This is a genomic window from Mesonia aquimarina (genome assembly GCF_003667275.1).
GTDB lineage: Bacteria > Bacteroidota > Bacteroidia > Flavobacteriales > Flavobacteriaceae > Mesonia > Mesonia aquimarina.
The window spans coordinates 1-16080 of sequence record NZ_RCNV01000019.1; the positions used below are offsets into that span (position 1 = coordinate 1).

At 39.0% G+C, this 16080-nt stretch carries 17 protein-coding genes; all 17 read left to right on the forward strand.

Annotation, left to right across the window (positions count from 1 at the left end; all coding sequences use genetic code 11):
• Positions 1-1685: TolC family protein (locus tag D9R05_RS15285; RefSeq protein ID WP_162985021.1), on the forward strand; the 1685-nt coding region annotated here is incomplete at its 5' end.
• A 20-nt stretch (positions 1686-1705) separates the two neighbouring features.
• On the forward strand, positions 1706-2929 hold the full coding sequence (locus tag D9R05_RS15290; RefSeq protein WP_240463096.1) for an efflux RND transporter periplasmic adaptor subunit: 1224 nt from the start codon (positions 1706-1708) through the stop codon (positions 2927-2929).
• A gap of 111 nt (positions 2930-3040) precedes the next feature.
• Entirely contained in the window at positions 3041-3379 is a 339-nt protein-coding gene (locus D9R05_RS15295; RefSeq protein ID WP_121668104.1) for a P-II family nitrogen regulator, read from the forward strand.
• Positions 3380-3392: 13 nt separating this feature from the next.
• Positions 3393-3824, forward strand: a complete 432-nt coding sequence (locus D9R05_RS15300) for a Fur family transcriptional regulator (RefSeq protein ID WP_008610962.1) — start codon at positions 3393-3395, stop codon at positions 3822-3824.
• A gap of 31 nt (positions 3825-3855) precedes the next feature.
• Positions 3856-4206, forward strand: a complete 351-nt coding sequence (locus D9R05_RS15305; protein WP_121668105.1) for a SpoIIAA family protein — start codon at positions 3856-3858, stop codon at positions 4204-4206.
• Between the two features lie 34 nt (positions 4207-4240).
• Positions 4241-4465, forward strand: a complete 225-nt coding sequence (locus D9R05_RS15310; protein ID WP_162985022.1) for a hypothetical protein — start codon at positions 4241-4243, stop codon at positions 4463-4465.
• A 50-nt stretch (positions 4466-4515) separates the two neighbouring features.
• Positions 4516-6165, forward strand: a complete 1650-nt coding sequence (locus tag D9R05_RS15315) for a multicopper oxidase family protein (RefSeq protein WP_121668107.1) — start codon at positions 4516-4518, stop codon at positions 6163-6165.
• 59 nt (positions 6166-6224) lie between these two features.
• Complete coding sequence (locus D9R05_RS15320) at positions 6225-6662, forward strand: Fur family transcriptional regulator (protein ID WP_162985023.1); 438 nt, start codon at positions 6225-6227, stop codon at positions 6660-6662.
• Between the two features lie 87 nt (positions 6663-6749).
• A complete protein-coding gene (lpdA, locus tag D9R05_RS15325) occupies positions 6750-8153 on the forward strand; it encodes a dihydrolipoyl dehydrogenase (RefSeq protein ID WP_111126196.1) in 1404 nt (467 codons plus the stop codon).
• 128 nt (positions 8154-8281) lie between these two features.
• The gene (locus D9R05_RS15330) at positions 8282-8713 is read left to right on the forward strand and encodes a cytochrome P450 family protein (protein ID WP_027885443.1); all 432 of its coding nucleotides are present in this window, start codon (positions 8282-8284) and stop codon (positions 8711-8713) included.
• A gap of 85 nt (positions 8714-8798) precedes the next feature.
• Positions 8799-9590 (forward strand): cation diffusion facilitator family transporter, encoded by a 792-nt coding sequence (locus D9R05_RS15335; protein ID WP_027885442.1) that lies wholly within the window; start codon positions 8799-8801, stop codon positions 9588-9590.
• Positions 9591-9634: 44 nt separating this feature from the next.
• On the forward strand, positions 9635-10315 hold the full coding sequence (locus tag D9R05_RS15340) for a lipoprotein signal peptidase (RefSeq protein ID WP_027885441.1): 681 nt from the start codon (positions 9635-9637) through the stop codon (positions 10313-10315).
• Between the two features lie 2 nt (positions 10316-10317).
• Entirely contained in the window at positions 10318-11316 is a 999-nt protein-coding gene (locus D9R05_RS15345) for a sodium:calcium antiporter (RefSeq protein WP_009778867.1), read from the forward strand.
• 12 nt (positions 11317-11328) lie between these two features.
• A complete protein-coding gene (locus D9R05_RS15350) occupies positions 11329-13257 on the forward strand; it encodes a heavy metal translocating P-type ATPase (RefSeq protein ID WP_027885439.1) in 1929 nt (642 codons plus the stop codon).
• 839 nt (positions 13258-14096) lie between these two features.
• A complete protein-coding gene (locus tag D9R05_RS15355; protein ID WP_120187504.1) occupies positions 14097-14321 on the forward strand; it encodes a helix-turn-helix domain-containing protein in 225 nt (74 codons plus the stop codon).
• A gap of 231 nt (positions 14322-14552) precedes the next feature.
• The gene (locus D9R05_RS15360) at positions 14553-15026 is read left to right on the forward strand and encodes a DUF6943 family protein (protein WP_093026599.1); all 474 of its coding nucleotides are present in this window, start codon (positions 14553-14555) and stop codon (positions 15024-15026) included.
• An 88-nt stretch (positions 15027-15114) separates the two neighbouring features.
• Positions 15115-15756, forward strand: a complete 642-nt coding sequence (locus D9R05_RS15365) for a DUF6266 family protein (RefSeq protein WP_121668109.1) — start codon at positions 15115-15117, stop codon at positions 15754-15756.
• The last annotated feature ends 324 nt before the right edge of the window (positions 15757-16080 follow it).

Below are 16080 nucleotides of genomic sequence, written 5' to 3' on the forward strand. Positions count from 1 at the left end.
ATATGGCGATACCATTGGCTGCTATCGGAGGTGTTTTTGCCCTTTGGTTAAGAGGTATGCCATTTAGCATTTCCGCAGGTGTAGGCTTCATTGTTCTGTTTGGTGTTGCAGTTTTAAACGGGCTGGTACTAATAAATAGATTCAATTCTTTAAAAGAAGAAGGAGTAACCAGTATAAGGGATAGAATTTTTACAGGAACCAAAGAACGAATACGACCTATTATGTTAACAGCAACAACAGATATTTTCGGTTTTCTACCAATGGCATTTTCCACATCAGCTGGTGCAGAAGTTCAACAACCACTTGCTACGGTGGTTATAGGTGGGATGCTTACAGCTACACTGCTTACGCTGGTTGTATTACCAGTACTATATACCCTTGTAGAAAGAAAACGAGAGAAAAAAGAACAGAATAAACTAGGTTCTTCCAATTCGCGATCTTTAGCTACGATTTTGATAATTGGCTTAGTTTTAGGCGGAACCTTTTCTGTAAATGCACAATCTGATGCAATGTCATCTGAATATTCACAACAGGATTCTTTACAAACAATTAGCTTGGAAGAGGCTAGAGAAATCGCAATTAAAAATTTTCCCCAGCTAAAAGCTGCCCAACTTGAAATTGAAAGTGAAGAAGTACTGCGTAAAACCGCTTATGATTTTGGAAATACCCAAATCTTTACAGGAAAGGAAGAAGTAGGAAATGGTTCTGATGGAATTTATACCCAGATTGGCGTCCAACAACAAGGCATTGATATTTTCGGAATTGCCCCGCGTTTAAAATTGCAGAAAGAAAGGGTCGCATTGGCCGAAAATGCTTTAGAATTAAATACTTTAGAAGTTGAACGTGAAGTAAGTAGAGCCTGGGCGTCAGTTTATACCCGGAAAAAAATGTATCAGGTTTACCGGAAGATGGACTCAATTTTTGAAGACATTGAAAGGGCCGCAAGGATTCGATATGAGACAGAAGCTACCTCTAAACTCGAATATCTTGCCACTTCTAATCAGGGGAATGAGGTAAAAATACAATTAGAACAGTCCTATCGAAATTACCTGAAATCATTGCAGCGCCTAAACCTCTGGTTTGCCAGTGATACGATCTATGATGTACCAGATTTGCACGTTGAAACCTTAGACGAACCTTTGAACTTTCTGGTAGAGTCCCTTGAAAATCATCCATCGCTTCAGGTTTCTGAACAAAGGGTGGATATTGCAAAAGCAATTACCAGAGAACGAAAATCAGAATTTCTGCCCAAATTTCAGGGCCAGTATGCCAGGCAGGAAATTAATGGACAATCGGGTTTCTTCCAATATCAAATCGGAATTCAAATTCCGCTGTTTTTTGGGCCGGAATTAGGCCGTACACAGGAAGCACAAGTAAATAGACAGATTGCAGAGCAAAACTTTTATCAGGATAAAATCGAACTGGAAACCGCCTATAAAAATATGCGTGAAGACTATATCAAATGGAGAAACTCATGGAATTATTATAGGGATGAAGCACTTCCTTTAGCACAGGAACAACAGGAAGGGTCAGTATTAGCATTTAAAGAGGGAGCTATAGATTATATAACTTTCCTTCAAAATATAAGGGATGCCATTAGAATTGAGGTAAATGCCTGGAGTGCTTTTAATGATTATCTCGACAGCCGTTACCAACTGGAATATTACCTTAAGAATTCAAATTAAAAACTAAGAAAGAAAACGATATGAACATAAGATCAATAAATATTTTAATGCTTGCCTTATCACTTACATTGTTTTTGGGGTGTGAAGAAAATTCTAATTCGGAAAAAGATACTCAGGAGACTAAAGCATCGGATTCTAAAGAAACAAAAGGTCACAATGAAGAAGAAGGCGGGATGCGCTCGGTACATCTTTCAGAGATGAAATTTAATAGTTTGGGAATCAAAGTAGATACCTTACCTAAGAAAGCATTATCAGGAATAGTGGAAGCCAATGGACAACTAGAAGTGCCGCCTCAATACGAAGCTACAGTTACGGCCGTCTTAGGGGGCAATATAAATTCAATAAAAGTTATTGAAGGGGATAAAGTTAATAAGGGTCAGATACTGGCGTACCTTTCCCATCCTACTTTGACGAAAATCCAAACGGACTATATTAACGCCTATAACCGGATGCAGTTTTTGGAAAAGGAATTTGCAAGGCAAAAACGATTATATGAAGCCGAAGTAGGGTCGGGGAAATCTTTTCAACAAACACAGGCAGATTATCAGTCTGTACAAGGTGAAGTACGTGGATATGAATCACAATTACGTCAGTTAAACCTTAGTGTTTCCAGGGTTAGAAATGGGGAACTTTACGAATATATCCCGGTAGTTAGTCCTATTGAAGGTTATATAGAAAAAGTAAAGGTGCAAATTGGCCAATATGTAGAACCACAAACCAGTATGTTTATGGTAGTTGATAATGAACATGTTCATGCCGATCTAATGGTTTTTGAAAAAGATATTTATAAGGTTAAAGAAGGTCAAAAAATTTCTTTTACGCTGGAATCGGTTCCTGGAAGTAATTTAACGGGAGAGATTTATTCCGTGGGAAAACAATTTGAACAAAACCCCAAAGCGGTACACGTACATGCAGAAATAGATAATAAGAAAGATTATCTTATTCCTGGTATGTATATCAAAGGAAAAATTAGAACAGGAGAAGATGCGGTAACTGCATTACCGGAAGAGGCAGTGATTGAAGAAGAGGGAAATCCTTACATCTTTACGGCCCAAAAGCATCAGAAAGATAGTAAAACCGAGTGGGAACTAAAACCAGTACAGGTGAGAACGGGGATTAATGAAGATGGTTGGGTTGAAATTAAACTGCTGGAGCCACTTTCGGAAGGTACTTTAGTTGCATATAATAATGCCTATTACCTTATGGGAGAGATGAAAAAAGGGGAAACAGGAGATGACGATTAAATCTGATTAACTGTAAAGCTGCCTAAGAACAGTTGTTATAGTCATTCGTGCTTTGCCAACTGCTTCTTTGCCCTTTGCAATATCTATTAAATACCTAAAAAGACTAAAAAAATGAAAGAAATAAAAGCATTTGTAAAACCGAACAGGATACAAAGGGTCATTGAGGCTCTATCGGATAACGGATTTAAAAGTATGACCCTGTCTCAGGCAGAAGGTACCGGAGCGTTCAAGGCAAAAGGAGCAAAACCGTCACTCGATTTTCACGTAACTGACAGTCCCGTGATTAAATTGGAACTCGTCTGCCAGAACGACGAGGCTCAGAAGGCTATAGATATTATAACCGAAAACGGTAAATCTCCGGAAAAGGGCGACGGTATTATCTATGTAACCAGTATAGACGACGCCTTTAAAATCAAAACTGGTGAATCTCTCAAGAGGTACGACTTATAAAACCCGATGTAAAATGGAAGACATAGTAAAAAAACTGGAAGAAAAGGGCGTTAAACCTACTGCTATGCGCTTGTTAACCTACAAACATTTATCAAAAATGGAGGTAGCAATAAGTTTGGGAGAACTCGAAAAACATTTCAAAAGTTCAGAGCGTAGCACCCTATTTCGTACTATGAAAACATTTGAGGAAAACAAATTGGTACACGCCATCGAAGACGGTACTGGCTTTGTAAAATATGCCCTTTGTGATGAAGATTGTCAATGCGAAGTTGGCAATGACCTTCATTTGCATTTTCACTGTAATAAATGTGATGAAACAATTTGTCTCACAGACCATAAAATACCCCAAATCAACTTACCCCAAGGTTTTAAGGCAGAAAACATCAATTTGATCGTACAAGGGATATGCGTTAAGTGTGGCAATGAAAGTGCAGATTCACGATGAATTTAAGGTATTATAATTTAAAAAAAATAAAATGATGACTATAACTCATAAAAACAATACCCTCTTCCTTATTGCTAAAGGTGTGCTTGACCCCAATGACTGCGAGAACTTTTTTTTGGAGCTGAACAGACAAATAAATTCTGCTAAAGATGTCCGTTGTTATTTTGAAATAAAGGATTGCCAGGGCTGCACACCAGAGGTGTTTGAGAAAGATTATTTTCAGAACCTTGAAAAAGAGAAACACCTTGAGAAGGTTGCGATTGTAGGTTCTTTTAAATATCAAGAAGAACTCACTAAGCTCTTAATGCCCTTTTCTAGGGCACATATCAGATATTTTGATAGTAAGGATTCCGTTACTGCCAAAAAATGGATTGAGGCTTAAACAGAAAATTCATAAACATTTAAAAACAGATATTATGAAACAGATTAAGAATGCAGGTATTCTAATGATTTTGGTGGCTTTTATGATAAGCTTTCAGAGCAATGCACAAAACACAGACAAAATTTTGAAGAACCCTGAAAAAAGGGAACAGGTTATGACGGGCATTATCAATAATTCCGAGATGAGAATGGAAATGATGGAAAAAGTGATGAAGGTGGAAAGTGCCAGTGTAAAATGGACGAAGACGATAGTGATTTAATTTTTCACTTTTATTTTTAGAAGCTTTTAAAGCAAGAAATTTAATAGAAAATGGAAGATAACAAACTAGATAGAAGGAACTTTATCAGGCTTGGTAGCCTGGGGGCAACTGTTGTTATTACCTGGCCCCTTTTAAATTCCTGTAACGGTTTTGCTTCAGAAAAGAAAAACACCGTCAATCCCTATTTTCAAGCAGATTTAGACTTAGAATTGACAGCTCAAGAAACAGATATTCAATTGTTTCAAGGGAATACAACTAAGGTTTGGATGTTTGAAGGAAACGTTCTGGGCGGAGACAAAACAGCAGTACAAAAATTAGGGAAGAGCTATTTGGGACCTATAATAAGGGTGCGAAAAGGACAGAAAATAAGAGTTCGTTTCAAGAATCAATTACCTGAGGAAAGTATTGTTCATTGGCACGGTATGCACGTTCCAGAAGAAGATGATGGCCATCCTAAAGATGTAATAGCTAATGGTGAAACTTATGTGTATGAATTTGAAATAATGAACCGTGCCGGCACCTATTGGTTCCACCCACATCCCCACGGACGTACCGGGCCACAGGTATATAATGGTCTTGCAGGGCTTTTTATTGTTACGGACGATGAAGAACAACGGTTGAAATTGCCATCAGGCGAATACGATGTTCCCGTTATACTGCAAGATCGCCAGTTCGATGGCAATAATCAACTGGTATATCTAAACCGTGGACGTATGGATAGGATGAATGGTTTTTTGGGCAACCGTATCCTTATCAATGGAAATCCGGATATGAAACTTTCACTTAAAAGTGGGTGTGCCTATAGACTACGCTTTCTAAACGGTTCCAATTCACGTTTTTATAAACTAGCTTGGGAAGACGGCACCCCACTTGTTATTATAGGCAAGGATGGTAGTTTACTCGATAGTCCTAAATCTAAACCTTATGTAATGTTGGGCGTTGCAGAAAGAATTGATGTATGGCTCGATTTAAAGAACAGGCCTCAAGGCTCTCAAATGATTATGAAGAGTTTGTCGTTCTCTCCTGGGATGATGGGGATGATGGGCGGAATGATGGGCAGGGGTCGAAACAACCTTCCTTTGGGCAGCACTTATGAAATATTAAAAATCAATATCGATAAAACAGGGAGCAACGACTTTGAGCTTCCACAACGGCTGGCCGAATTCAACAAACTCGATCCCGCCACTGCTGTTAATAGGAACAACCCAAGGACGTTCCGTTTTTTTATGAGGCGAATGCAATGGACTATTAATGGCCGGACTTGGGAAATGACGGGGGTTACCGAAGAAGAAACCGTAAAGCTCAATACGACCGAGGTTTGGGAAATCGTGAACAGAGGTGGTAGAATGATGGGCAATGACGATATGATGGGAGAAAGAGGTTGGATGCGTAACCGTGGAGAAATGGATAGAGACAGAGGAATGATGGGCGGGGGAATGCAGATGCCGCACCCTTTTCATATTCATCATTTGCAATTTAATATTCTGGAAAGGGACGTTTCCGGGGTTGACAGCAGGATTTGGAATTCAGTTAAGGATGGATTTATAGATGAGGGTTGGCAGGATACGGTTCTGTTAATGCCAGGTATGAGTGTTAAACTAATTATGCGCTTTGAAGATTTTAAAGGCCTCTTTTTATACCATTGCCATAATCTGGAACACGAAGATATGGGGATGATGCGCAATTTTAAAATTGAATAAAAGATGACTATACATAGTGTTGCACCGCTTGGAATATAATTGATTTTTGAATGACTTTAATGACAACAAAAACAGAAAAAACATTATTGTCCAAAGGGATACGCCCTACTGAAATGAGGTTGAAAATTCACAAATACCTCAATAGGAAGACCTATGCAGTAAGTTTAAACGAAATGCAAAAAGTCTTTATCGCTAAAAGCGAAAAAAACAAAACGGCAAACAGAACTACCTTTTATCGAAACCTAAAAACTTTTGAAGATAAAGGGCTAATTCATCAGATTAATGATGGGACAGGAGTGGCAAAATTTGCAATTTCCGATAAAAAGGCCAAAGGTAAATACGGTACAGATTTACATATGCATTTTCATTGTACCGTTTGCGGAAAAACTATTTGCTTGCCGGATAGAATATCGAAACAAAACTTGCCGGACGATTATGAAATAAACGATTTGAACCTGGTATTAAAAGGGGTATGTAAAAATTGTAGTAAAAAATAATAGGTGGGAGTACCTTAAAACTGAACCCTTGCGCCCCTGGTCAGCTTAAGGTTTCCCCCACCTTATTTAATTAAAAAATTTACGAATATGGAAAAATATGATGTAACAATTATAGGCTCTGGCCCTGGCGGGTATGTAAGCGCTATACGTTGCGCCCAATTAGGATTAAAAGTAGCCATTATTGAAAGGTACAGCACGCTTGGCGGCACCTGCCTTAACGTGGGCTGTATCCCGTCAAAAGCCTGGCTTGAAGCCTCTGAGCATTATTACAAACTCAAACATCAATTCGAAAATTTTGGGATTGATGTAAAAGAAGCCAATGTCGATATCAAAAAAATGAACCAAAGGGTTCAGGATGTGGTACAGGAAATCATCAATGGCGTTGGGTATCTGATGAAAAAGAACAAAGTTACCGTCTATGAAGGCCACGGCACCATCAAGGACAAAAACACGATTGAGATTAAGGCCGAAGCTAAAACGGAAACTATAGAAACCGATAAAATTATCATTGCCACAGGGTCCAAACCCGCTTCCTTGCCCAATATTAAAATCGATAAAAAAAGGATAATCTCTTCTACCGAGGCCCTTGCGCTACAGGAAATTCCCGACCATTTATTGGTCGTTGGTGGAGGCGTTATCGGGGTTGAGATAGGTTCTGTTTTCGCCCGCCTGGGCTCTAAGGTGTCTATTGTGGAATATTTTGATAGCCTCATCGCCACTATGGATGGCGCACTGGGACATCAATTGCATCGTTCCCTAAGAAAACAGGGAATTGAGTTTTATTTGGAACATAAAGTGACCAATGCAACAGCAACGGACAACAAAGTTGAATTGAAAGCGGAAAACCTGTCCGATAAAAAAGAAATGAATTTAGAAGGCGACTATTGCCTTATGGCCATTGGCCGGAAACCGTACACCGCCAATTTAGGCCTTGAAAACATTGGCGTGGAAACCAATGAGAAAGGACAGGTAACGGTAAATGAGAACCTTGAAACCAATGTCAAGGGTGTATATGCCATTGGGGATGTAATCCGAGGGGCAATGCTTGCCCATAAAGCCAGTGAAGAGGGCGTTTTTGTAGCCGAAAGGATAGCAGATCAAAAGCCACATATCAATTATTCGCTTATTCCTAATATTGTTTATACCCAGCCCGAAGTGGCCGGGGTAGGCTTAACCGAAGAAGAATTGAAAGAAGCAGGAAGAAGTATTAAAACAGGCTCTTTTCCTTTTAAGGCCAACGCAAGGGCGAAAATAAGTATGGACACCGACGGCTTCATAAAAGTAATCGCAGATAAAGAAACTGATGAGATATTGGGAGTGCATATGATAGGGCCACGCATTGCAGACAGCTATACCGAAGCGGTGGTAGCGATGGAATTCAGGGCATCTGCCGAAGATGTTGCAAGGATGTCCCACGGGCACCCAACTTTTTCAGAAACCTTTAAAGAGGCCTGTCTGGCAGCCACCGAAGACAGAGCGTTGCATATTTAACGGCCTTAATTTAATTGTAAAATCGGATTAGGCAGTTTTTAATCATTTCATAAGACTTAAATCAGTTTGTATTAAGTTTAAGTTTATGGTCTAAAAAATAAAATAAATATTTTAAAAATGTAAAGAGCATGAGAACTATTCCGAAAGACAAAAACATCGATAGTAGTTTGACGCTACTTCGTGACGGCTATGAATTTATTCAGAAAAAGCGTCAAAAGCTTTGGTCCGATATTTTTAGAACCCGTTTGATGTTAAAGGAAACGATCTGCATGAGTGGAAAAGAAGCCGCGGAGGTTTTCTATGACACTGAAAAGTTTCAGCGAAAAGACGCTGCTCCTAAAAGAGTGCAAAAAACATTATTCCTCCAGAAGGGTGTCCAGACACTGAATAATTCAGCATACAGGCAAAGAAATGAAATGTCTATGTCTTTGATGAAACCGGATAGCCTGCGGGGGTTCCTAAAAATTCAAAAGAGCTACTGGGAAACATACATTGGTAAATGGGAGAAAGATGAAGAGCAAAAGTGCCTTTGCCGGAGTGGTTTCAGGCAGAAGAAGTAAACCTGCTGCTAAAAGGATTTTGTAACAATTGTATCCGGATAAAGGACAACTATTATAACGAATATTAAAAATAAAAAAAGAGATAATGGAGAAAACAACATTTAAGATAACCAAAATGGATTGCCCTTCGGAAGAGCAGATGATCCGGATGAAGTTGGAATCTTATGCTCAAGTGAAATATTTGGATTTTGATATTCCCAACAGGAAATTGGAAGTATATCATGTGGATGGCATTGAAGATATACAAACATCAATAGCCGGTTTAAACCTTGGGGATTCTTTAGAGGGAACCACAGAAGCCGAACCACCCGTAATGGAAGACCAATCCAAACAAAAAAGAATCCTTTGGTGGGTCTTGGGCATCAACTTTGGTTTTTTCGTTATCGAAATGACCACAGGTTGGATTTCCTCTTCTATGGGACTTGTGGCGGATTCGTTGGATATGCTGGCAGATTCCATCGTATATGCGCTAAGCCTATTCGCGGTAGGCGGTGCCATTTCAAGAAAAAAGAAGGTCGCAAAATTCAGCGGGTATTTTCAGATGGCATTGGCAACACTTGGTTTTGCAGAGGTATTAAGAAGGTTTTTTACCAGTAGTGAAACACCAATGTTCCAGTGGATGATTGTAGTTTCCATTTTAGCCCTACTGGGGAACCTTATTTCGCTTTGGTTGATAAACAAGGCTAAAAGTAAGGAGGCCCATATGCAGGCCAGTGCCATTTTTACGTCCAATGATATTATTGTAAACGGTGGGGTTATAGTGGCAGGGGTACTGGTCTATTTTCTGAATAGCAAATGGCCCGATTTGGTGATTGGCGGCATCGTCTTCACGTTTGTAATGCGGGGCGCCATAAGAATTTTAAAATTATCTAAATAATGCAAATATATGTTGCACAAGACGTTGGGAAACAATAGGAAATTATGAATAAAAGTAGTGTAGCATTATTGATTTTACTGTTGTTGGCAATAGACCAGACCATAAAGATTTATGTGAAGACCCATTTTTATTATGGCGAGGAGTACTACGTATTTGGCCTGGATTGGTTTCGCTTGCATTTTTTGGAAAATCCCGGAATGGCCTGGGGCTTTAAGTTTGGGGAGGGATATCTGGCCAAGCTTGTTTTGATCCTATTTCGGCTGGCCGCCATTGTTTGGGGGACTTTTTATATCAAAAAGATGATACGTGAAGGATATGCAAAGGTTTTTGTAATCTGTGCAGCATTTATATACGCAGGTGCATTGGGCAATTTGATTGACGGTGCATTTTACGGACTGATCTTTGAAAAAAGTGATCCGGCAGTACAAAACGTTGCAGAAATATTCCCGTCAGGGGGTGGATATGCTGGATTTTTAAATGGCAATGTCGTGGATATGTGGTTCCTTCCCATTATTGATACAAGGCTTCCGGAATGGATGCCATTTTGGGGAGGTAATCAATTTACTTTTTTTGACCCTGTATTTAATACCGCAGATGTCTGGATTAGCACGGGAGTGATTTTACTCCTGATCTTTCAAAGCCAACAAAAAAAAGACCAGAAAATATCGGAAAATAAAAAGTTGAAATATACTGAGGGTAACAGAAAAATTATAAACAACGATTAGTTATGAACGTTTGGCTTTGGGTAGTAGTATTGGGATTGGCAGCTTGGGCTGCCCATTGGGGTGCGGACCAACTCTTGACGCCTTTAAAGATGCTCCGTAAGCAATGGGGGCTTACAGCTTCTGCAGGAGCAGCTCTCCTTGCCATTGTGACCGCCAGCCCCGAGGTAGCTGTAAACGTTACCAGTGCAGCCCGGGGAGTATCGGAAATTGGTCTGGGCAACCTTTTGGGTTCCAATATAATTTCCATTCCGTTGATGGTTAGCATAGCCTATTTCGCTTCCAGAAAGCAATTTAAAAATAATAAGGAACACCAAAAACATCTGGATGCCAACCTACTGGCTCTGAACAAACGTTCTGTTTCGGTATTGTCCATCCCCTACCTGGCAATCATTGCTTTGGTAGCTATACTAACCCTTCCCAAAGCCTGGCGTGGATTACAACCCATCGATGGCTATATTATGCTGGCTGCCTATGCTGCTTTTTTAACGCATGCCATTATAAAAGGCAGGGAAAAGGGCGAAAAAGTAGAATGGGACAAAAAGAAAGTCTGGTTATCCGTGGCCGGGGCCCTGGCCATAGCTGTGGGTGCTTTTTTTATTGTTAAGGCAACAGAAAATATTGTTTCGGCCCTGAATATTTCTGAAATCGTTGGGGGATTGTTCATCACGGGTATAATGACCACCGCGCCTGAAATATTTAAGACCTGGAGCGTGGTGAAAGGAGGCGAAGTAACGGCAGGCACCACTAGTGTTATCGCAGATAATGCTGTTACGATGACGGTCGCCTTTTTCCCGTTGGCGCTGGTTACTACCCCTATCGAAGATTTCCAGTTGTTTTGGGTGAATCTTGCCTTCGTTGGACTGATGCCGCTTTTGTACTCCCTTTTTGTCCATCAAAGCAAGGAACTTCACGGTTTTAGCAGATGGCAGATATTCGCGTTCGATGCAGCCTATATCGTCTATCTATTGACAATGGTATTTTTTGTTCTAAAACTATTTTAAAATAAAACATATATGAAAAAGAAAAAACTAAATCTAAGAGACCTCAAGGATCCTTCAATTGAAAATAAGGTTTCATCACAACTGAGCATTAAGGAATACATCCCTTCCATCTTCAGTTTTGTGATGTTGATAGCGGGAATTGCTATTGATTACTTTGATGCCTTTCCGTTTTTTAAAGGTTGGGTACGAATCGCTTGGTATGCGGTAGCCTACATCCCCGTTGGTTTTCCTGTTATAAAAGAGGGATGGAAAAGTATCAGGGACGGTGATTTCTTTACCGAATTCTTCCTAATGTCTATCGCAACCTTAGGGGCGTTCGCCATTGGGGAATACCCGGAAGGTGTGGCCGTAATGCTGTTTTACGCCGTGGGCGAACTTTTCCAAAACGCAGCTGTAAAACGAGCAAAGGGCAACATAAAGGCGCTTCTTGATGTACGTCCTAATGAGGCCGTGGTGTATCGGAACGGCGATTATGTTTCGGTCGATCCCGAGACCGTTGAAATTGGAGAAAAAATACAAGTGCGCGTAGGTGAAAAGTTCCCTTTAGATGGCCAATTGCTATCTAAAAAAGCATCGGTCAATACCGCAGCGATTACGGGGGAAAGCAAACCCGACACCATTGCCAAAGGAGACAAGGTTTTTGCCGGGAGCATCAATCTAGAAGGTGTTGTAGAAGTGGAAACCACCAAGGAATTTAAGGATAGTTCCATTGCTCGAATTCTCGATATGGTGCAAAATGCCACAGCACGTAAATCAAAGACCGAACTGTTTATAAGGAAATTTGCACGCATCTATACTCCTATCGTAGTTTTCTTAGCAGTATGCTTAACGTTTTTACCTTATTTTTTTGTGGACGGGTACGTATTTCAGGAGTGGTTATACCGGGCCTTGATTTTTCTGGTAATTTCTTGTCCCTGTGCATTGGTGATTTCCATTCCCCTGGGTTACTTCGGTGGGTTGGGTGCAGCATCCCGAAACGGTATTCTATTCAAGGGTGCATCCTTCTTGGATGCAATGACCCAAGTGAATACGGTAGTAATGGACAAAACAGGAACCGTTACTCACGGGGTATTCAAAATAAAGGAAATCAAACCCATAACATTAGAAAAGGCAACGTTTATGAAGTACCTGATGGCGATGGAAGAACAATCCACACATCCCATTGCCAAGGCGATCTTGGAATATAAAGCGGACGGTTCTGATTATGAGGCCACCAATGTTTCAGAGGTTGCCGGAAAAGGATTGAAAGGGATGGTCAACGGAAAAACAGTACTTGTAGGTAACAAAGCATTGATGACCTCAAACAGTATTGAAGTTCCTTCGGAAACAGATGGTATTGTAGAATCAATTGTTATGGTGTCTATTGACGGAAAATTTGAAGGTTATGTAACCATTGCAGATGAATTAAAGGATGATGCACACCAAGCCATTAAACAAATTCGAGATTCAGGAATTTCCAGGATTATAATGCTATCAGGCGACAAGGACTCTATTACACAACAAGTTGCAAAAGAGTTAAATATCGATTGGGCAAAAGGTGGATTGTTGCCTGAAGACAAATTGAACGAAGTCGAAGAACTCAAAAAGCAATCCGGAACCAAAGTAGCATTTATAGGCGATGGTATTAACGATGCCCCGGTTTTGGCGATAAGTGATGTTGGCATTGCAATGGGTGGTTTGGGTAGTGATGTGGCCATCGAAACGGCGGATGTCATTATCCAGACCGACCAACCCTCTAAAATTGCAAGGGCAATAAAAATAGGTCGGTCTACAAGACGCATCGTATGGCAGAATATTGGTCTGGCTTTCGGTGTAAAAATTATCTTTATGATTTTGGGCGCAATTGGTATGGCCACATTGTGGGAAGCAGTTTTTGCAGATGTAGGAGTAGCATTATTAGCAATTTTAAATGCAGTTAGATTACAACGAATGAGTTGGTAATTGTCCCCACAACCCAAAACCCAGTTTTTTCGTACCTCAAAATCCTCTGTCTTTTGTTTTGTTCCGCTATCCACCGCACTTGTAGTTTTTGGTTGCCAACCCTCACACAGCACATTGCTTATTTTATTTGCTATTATATTTTAAAAGTAGTACAATAAAAAAGCAAAGAGCTGTTGCCATCCCTCACACCAAAAACTACCCCAAGCTATGTTTACATAACGGGTAGTTATAATAGCAGCCGCTACACCCACCGCATCACCAAAGCTGTAGTTATAACGCCATTATGTAAAATAGCCGCTTTTCCCACGCGCACACCCGAACTTTCAATAAAAATCTGAACTAAATTGAAACAATAGCCATTTGAAATTTTAGCTTAAAATGATGCATATTCGTTACCTCATTCAAGCTGCACAAAACCATCGTTAAGTCCAAGTATTCCTTACCTCAAGTCTTTGTTTGTTTCATTTCGTTAACAAATATAAAAGACCACTTTTCCCCACCACCCAAGTCAGCGGTTATAAAAAAATAGGTTCATAAAATGTAGTAATAAGCCATAGCATATTGCTTTTTCTCGTACCTCAAAAAAACAAAAAGCTATTGCCTATAAATCCTGTATAAGTAGCTTGTTTAAATGCTGTTTTATCAAACAACTATTTAAAACGCTACCCATACAACCGCTTCAACCAACGCTCAAATTGGTAATAACCTATTTTTTTAAGAGTTTATGCCCCAAAAAGTGGAAATCAATTAACTAAAAAGAAAACAAGATAATTACAAAAACAATCCAAATCACAGAGGTTACAATAGATGAATTAGCAGATGCGGTAGCAGATAAACTAATGTTTAAAATTGAAAACTACCTTAAAGAATTATCTAAAAAACAAAATGATGAAATCCTAACAAGACAAGAAGTAGCTGATTATTTAAGGATAAGTTTAGTAACAATACATTCCTGGAATAAACACGGCATTTTAAATCCAATTCGTATGGGCAACAGAATTTTTTACAAAAAACAAGACATATTAGATGTTTTAGAACAACAAAAAATAAATAAAAAAAGGTAGCAAATATATGTGGCTACCACAGCCAACGCGCAAGGCTATAAAGGTCAAGCCCTACGGGTTTTGAAAAAAATCTCCACCCCAATATTATTAAAAAAAGAGGGTAGTATTTTTTCCAAAAACCTTGACAGCCTTATCCACGCCACAAGAACATACGGCTTTCTTTTTTTATTGTTTTTCTTTTAAAAAATTAATGGTGCGAAGCGTAGCGAAGCAATTTTAAATTGGATAGCTATGTCAACTTTTGAACTGAAAACTCACCAAATCGGAAGAACCTACTCGCAACCTCATTTTTTTATTTTGAATAAAGGGCAAAACAGCGGAAAGCCCTTAATAAATCCTTGTCCTAATTGTTTTGTGGTATCTACATCAACCGAAGAAGAAAAACAAACCCTTTACCATTTATCAATGATGTTGCAAATAGGCAGTTTTTATGCTTATTATTTAAAAGGCAGTGTTATTCCGTTTATCTCAATAGATGATTGCAGAAACACCTTAAAAAATAGTTACACATCGTTGTTAAATGATGAATTTGAGTTACAAAAGCATATTAATATAGTGTCAGCAATTTGTAAAAAAGAAGCTGAACTTCAAAAAGTAATTTCAAAAATGGCAGATTTAAAAGTGTCATACATACAAAATCTATTTTCTAAAAAGCAAAATCGGGCAACAAAGGGCAACAAAAACCAAATCAATCTATTAGCATAGTATTTGCCATATATTACTTGTGTTGGTTAAAGACCGTACCAAGTCCGTACCAACTTCGAACAAGTATTAATTTTAAATTTTATATACAATGGGTGTTATTTCACAAGGAATCCTGGGCGGTGTATCAGGTAAAGTAGGAAACGTAGTTGGTGCTTCTTGGAAAGGTATTGACTATTTGAGAATTAAGCCTTCAAATGTGGCAAATCCACGAACAGAAGGACAAGTTAACCAAAGAAACAAGTTTACTGTTACTTTGGAGTATCTTCAACCGAATTTAGGTTTTATCAAGAAAGGGTATAAATCTTATGCGGTGCAAAAAACAGAGTTTAATGCAGCAATGTCTTATGTATTGAATAATGCGATTACAGGAGCTGCACCAAACTTTACTGTAGATTATTCTTTAGCTTTATTAAGTAGAGGTAATCTATCTGGAGCATTGAACCCTGCAACAGATTTAGCAACTGCGGGACAAGTAGAATTTACTTGGGATGATAACTCTGCTGAAGGTAATGCAAATGCAACTGATAAAGCAATGATTTTAGTTTACAATCCAAGTAAAAAAGAATCAATGTATATTCTTGATGGTGCTGATAGAACTGTAGGATCACAAATCATTACAATTCCAAATACCTATGCAGGAGATACTGTTGAGCTTTTTATGGCATTTACTACAGCAGATGGTAGTATTGTGTCAAACAGCGTTTATTTAGGCTCTGGAACAGCTAATTAACGGTTGATGTTTAAATAATAAAACCGTTCTACACGAACGGTTTTATTTTTATCGTTTAATAAGTTCCTAATTTTATCTATTATTTCTTTCCTTTGATTAGTTCTTATAATCAAATATTTGTTGCCTTATTGTTGCCTTTTTAATTGAAATCCCTTATAAATAAGGGTTTCTTAATTTCCGGTAGGAAATTCCGCAGCAATGAATTATAACCGTTGTGCCTGTTGCACAAGTTACAAAAAAGCCTTAATTTCATGGAATGCAAGGAAAAAAGAATTATCAAGAAAAACTCTTCAACAGTTTTCAGTTGAGCGATAGGGTTCCCCA

Coding starts and splice junctions, on each gene's coding strand:
- D9R05_RS15305 (WP_121668105.1), top strand. CDS start 3,856: ATGATGACTATAACTCATAAAAACAATACCCTCTTCCTTATTGCTAAA.
- D9R05_RS15320 (WP_162985023.1), top strand. CDS start 6,225: ATGACAACAAAAACAGAAAAAACATTATTGTCCAAAGGGATACGCCCT.
- D9R05_RS15360 (WP_093026599.1), top strand. CDS start 14,553: ATGTCAACTTTTGAACTGAAAACTCACCAAATCGGAAGAACCTACTCG.
- D9R05_RS15340 (WP_027885441.1), top strand. CDS start 9,635: ATGAATAAAAGTAGTGTAGCATTATTGATTTTACTGTTGTTGGCAATA.
- D9R05_RS15300 (WP_008610962.1), top strand. CDS start 3,393: ATGGAAGACATAGTAAAAAAACTGGAAGAAAAGGGCGTTAAACCTACT.
- D9R05_RS15295 (WP_121668104.1), top strand. CDS start 3,041: ATGAAAGAAATAAAAGCATTTGTAAAACCGAACAGGATACAAAGGGTC.
- D9R05_RS15365 (WP_121668109.1), top strand. CDS start 15,115: ATGGGTGTTATTTCACAAGGAATCCTGGGCGGTGTATCAGGTAAAGTA.
- D9R05_RS15315 (WP_121668107.1), top strand. CDS start 4,516: ATGGAAGATAACAAACTAGATAGAAGGAACTTTATCAGGCTTGGTAGC.
- D9R05_RS15310 (WP_162985022.1), top strand. CDS start 4,241: ATGAAACAGATTAAGAATGCAGGTATTCTAATGATTTTGGTGGCTTTT.
- lpdA (WP_111126196.1), top strand. CDS start 6,750: ATGGAAAAATATGATGTAACAATTATAGGCTCTGGCCCTGGCGGGTAT.
- D9R05_RS15345 (WP_009778867.1), top strand. CDS start 10,318: ATGAACGTTTGGCTTTGGGTAGTAGTATTGGGATTGGCAGCTTGGGCT.
- D9R05_RS15290 (WP_240463096.1), top strand. CDS start 1,706: ATGAACATAAGATCAATAAATATTTTAATGCTTGCCTTATCACTTACA.
- D9R05_RS15335 (WP_027885442.1), top strand. CDS start 8,799: ATGGAGAAAACAACATTTAAGATAACCAAAATGGATTGCCCTTCGGAA.
- D9R05_RS15355 (WP_120187504.1), top strand. CDS start 14,097: ATGTTTAAAATTGAAAACTACCTTAAAGAATTATCTAAAAAACAAAAT.
- D9R05_RS15350 (WP_027885439.1), top strand. CDS start 11,329: ATGAAAAAGAAAAAACTAAATCTAAGAGACCTCAAGGATCCTTCAATT.
- D9R05_RS15330 (WP_027885443.1), top strand. CDS start 8,282: ATGAGAACTATTCCGAAAGACAAAAACATCGATAGTAGTTTGACGCTA.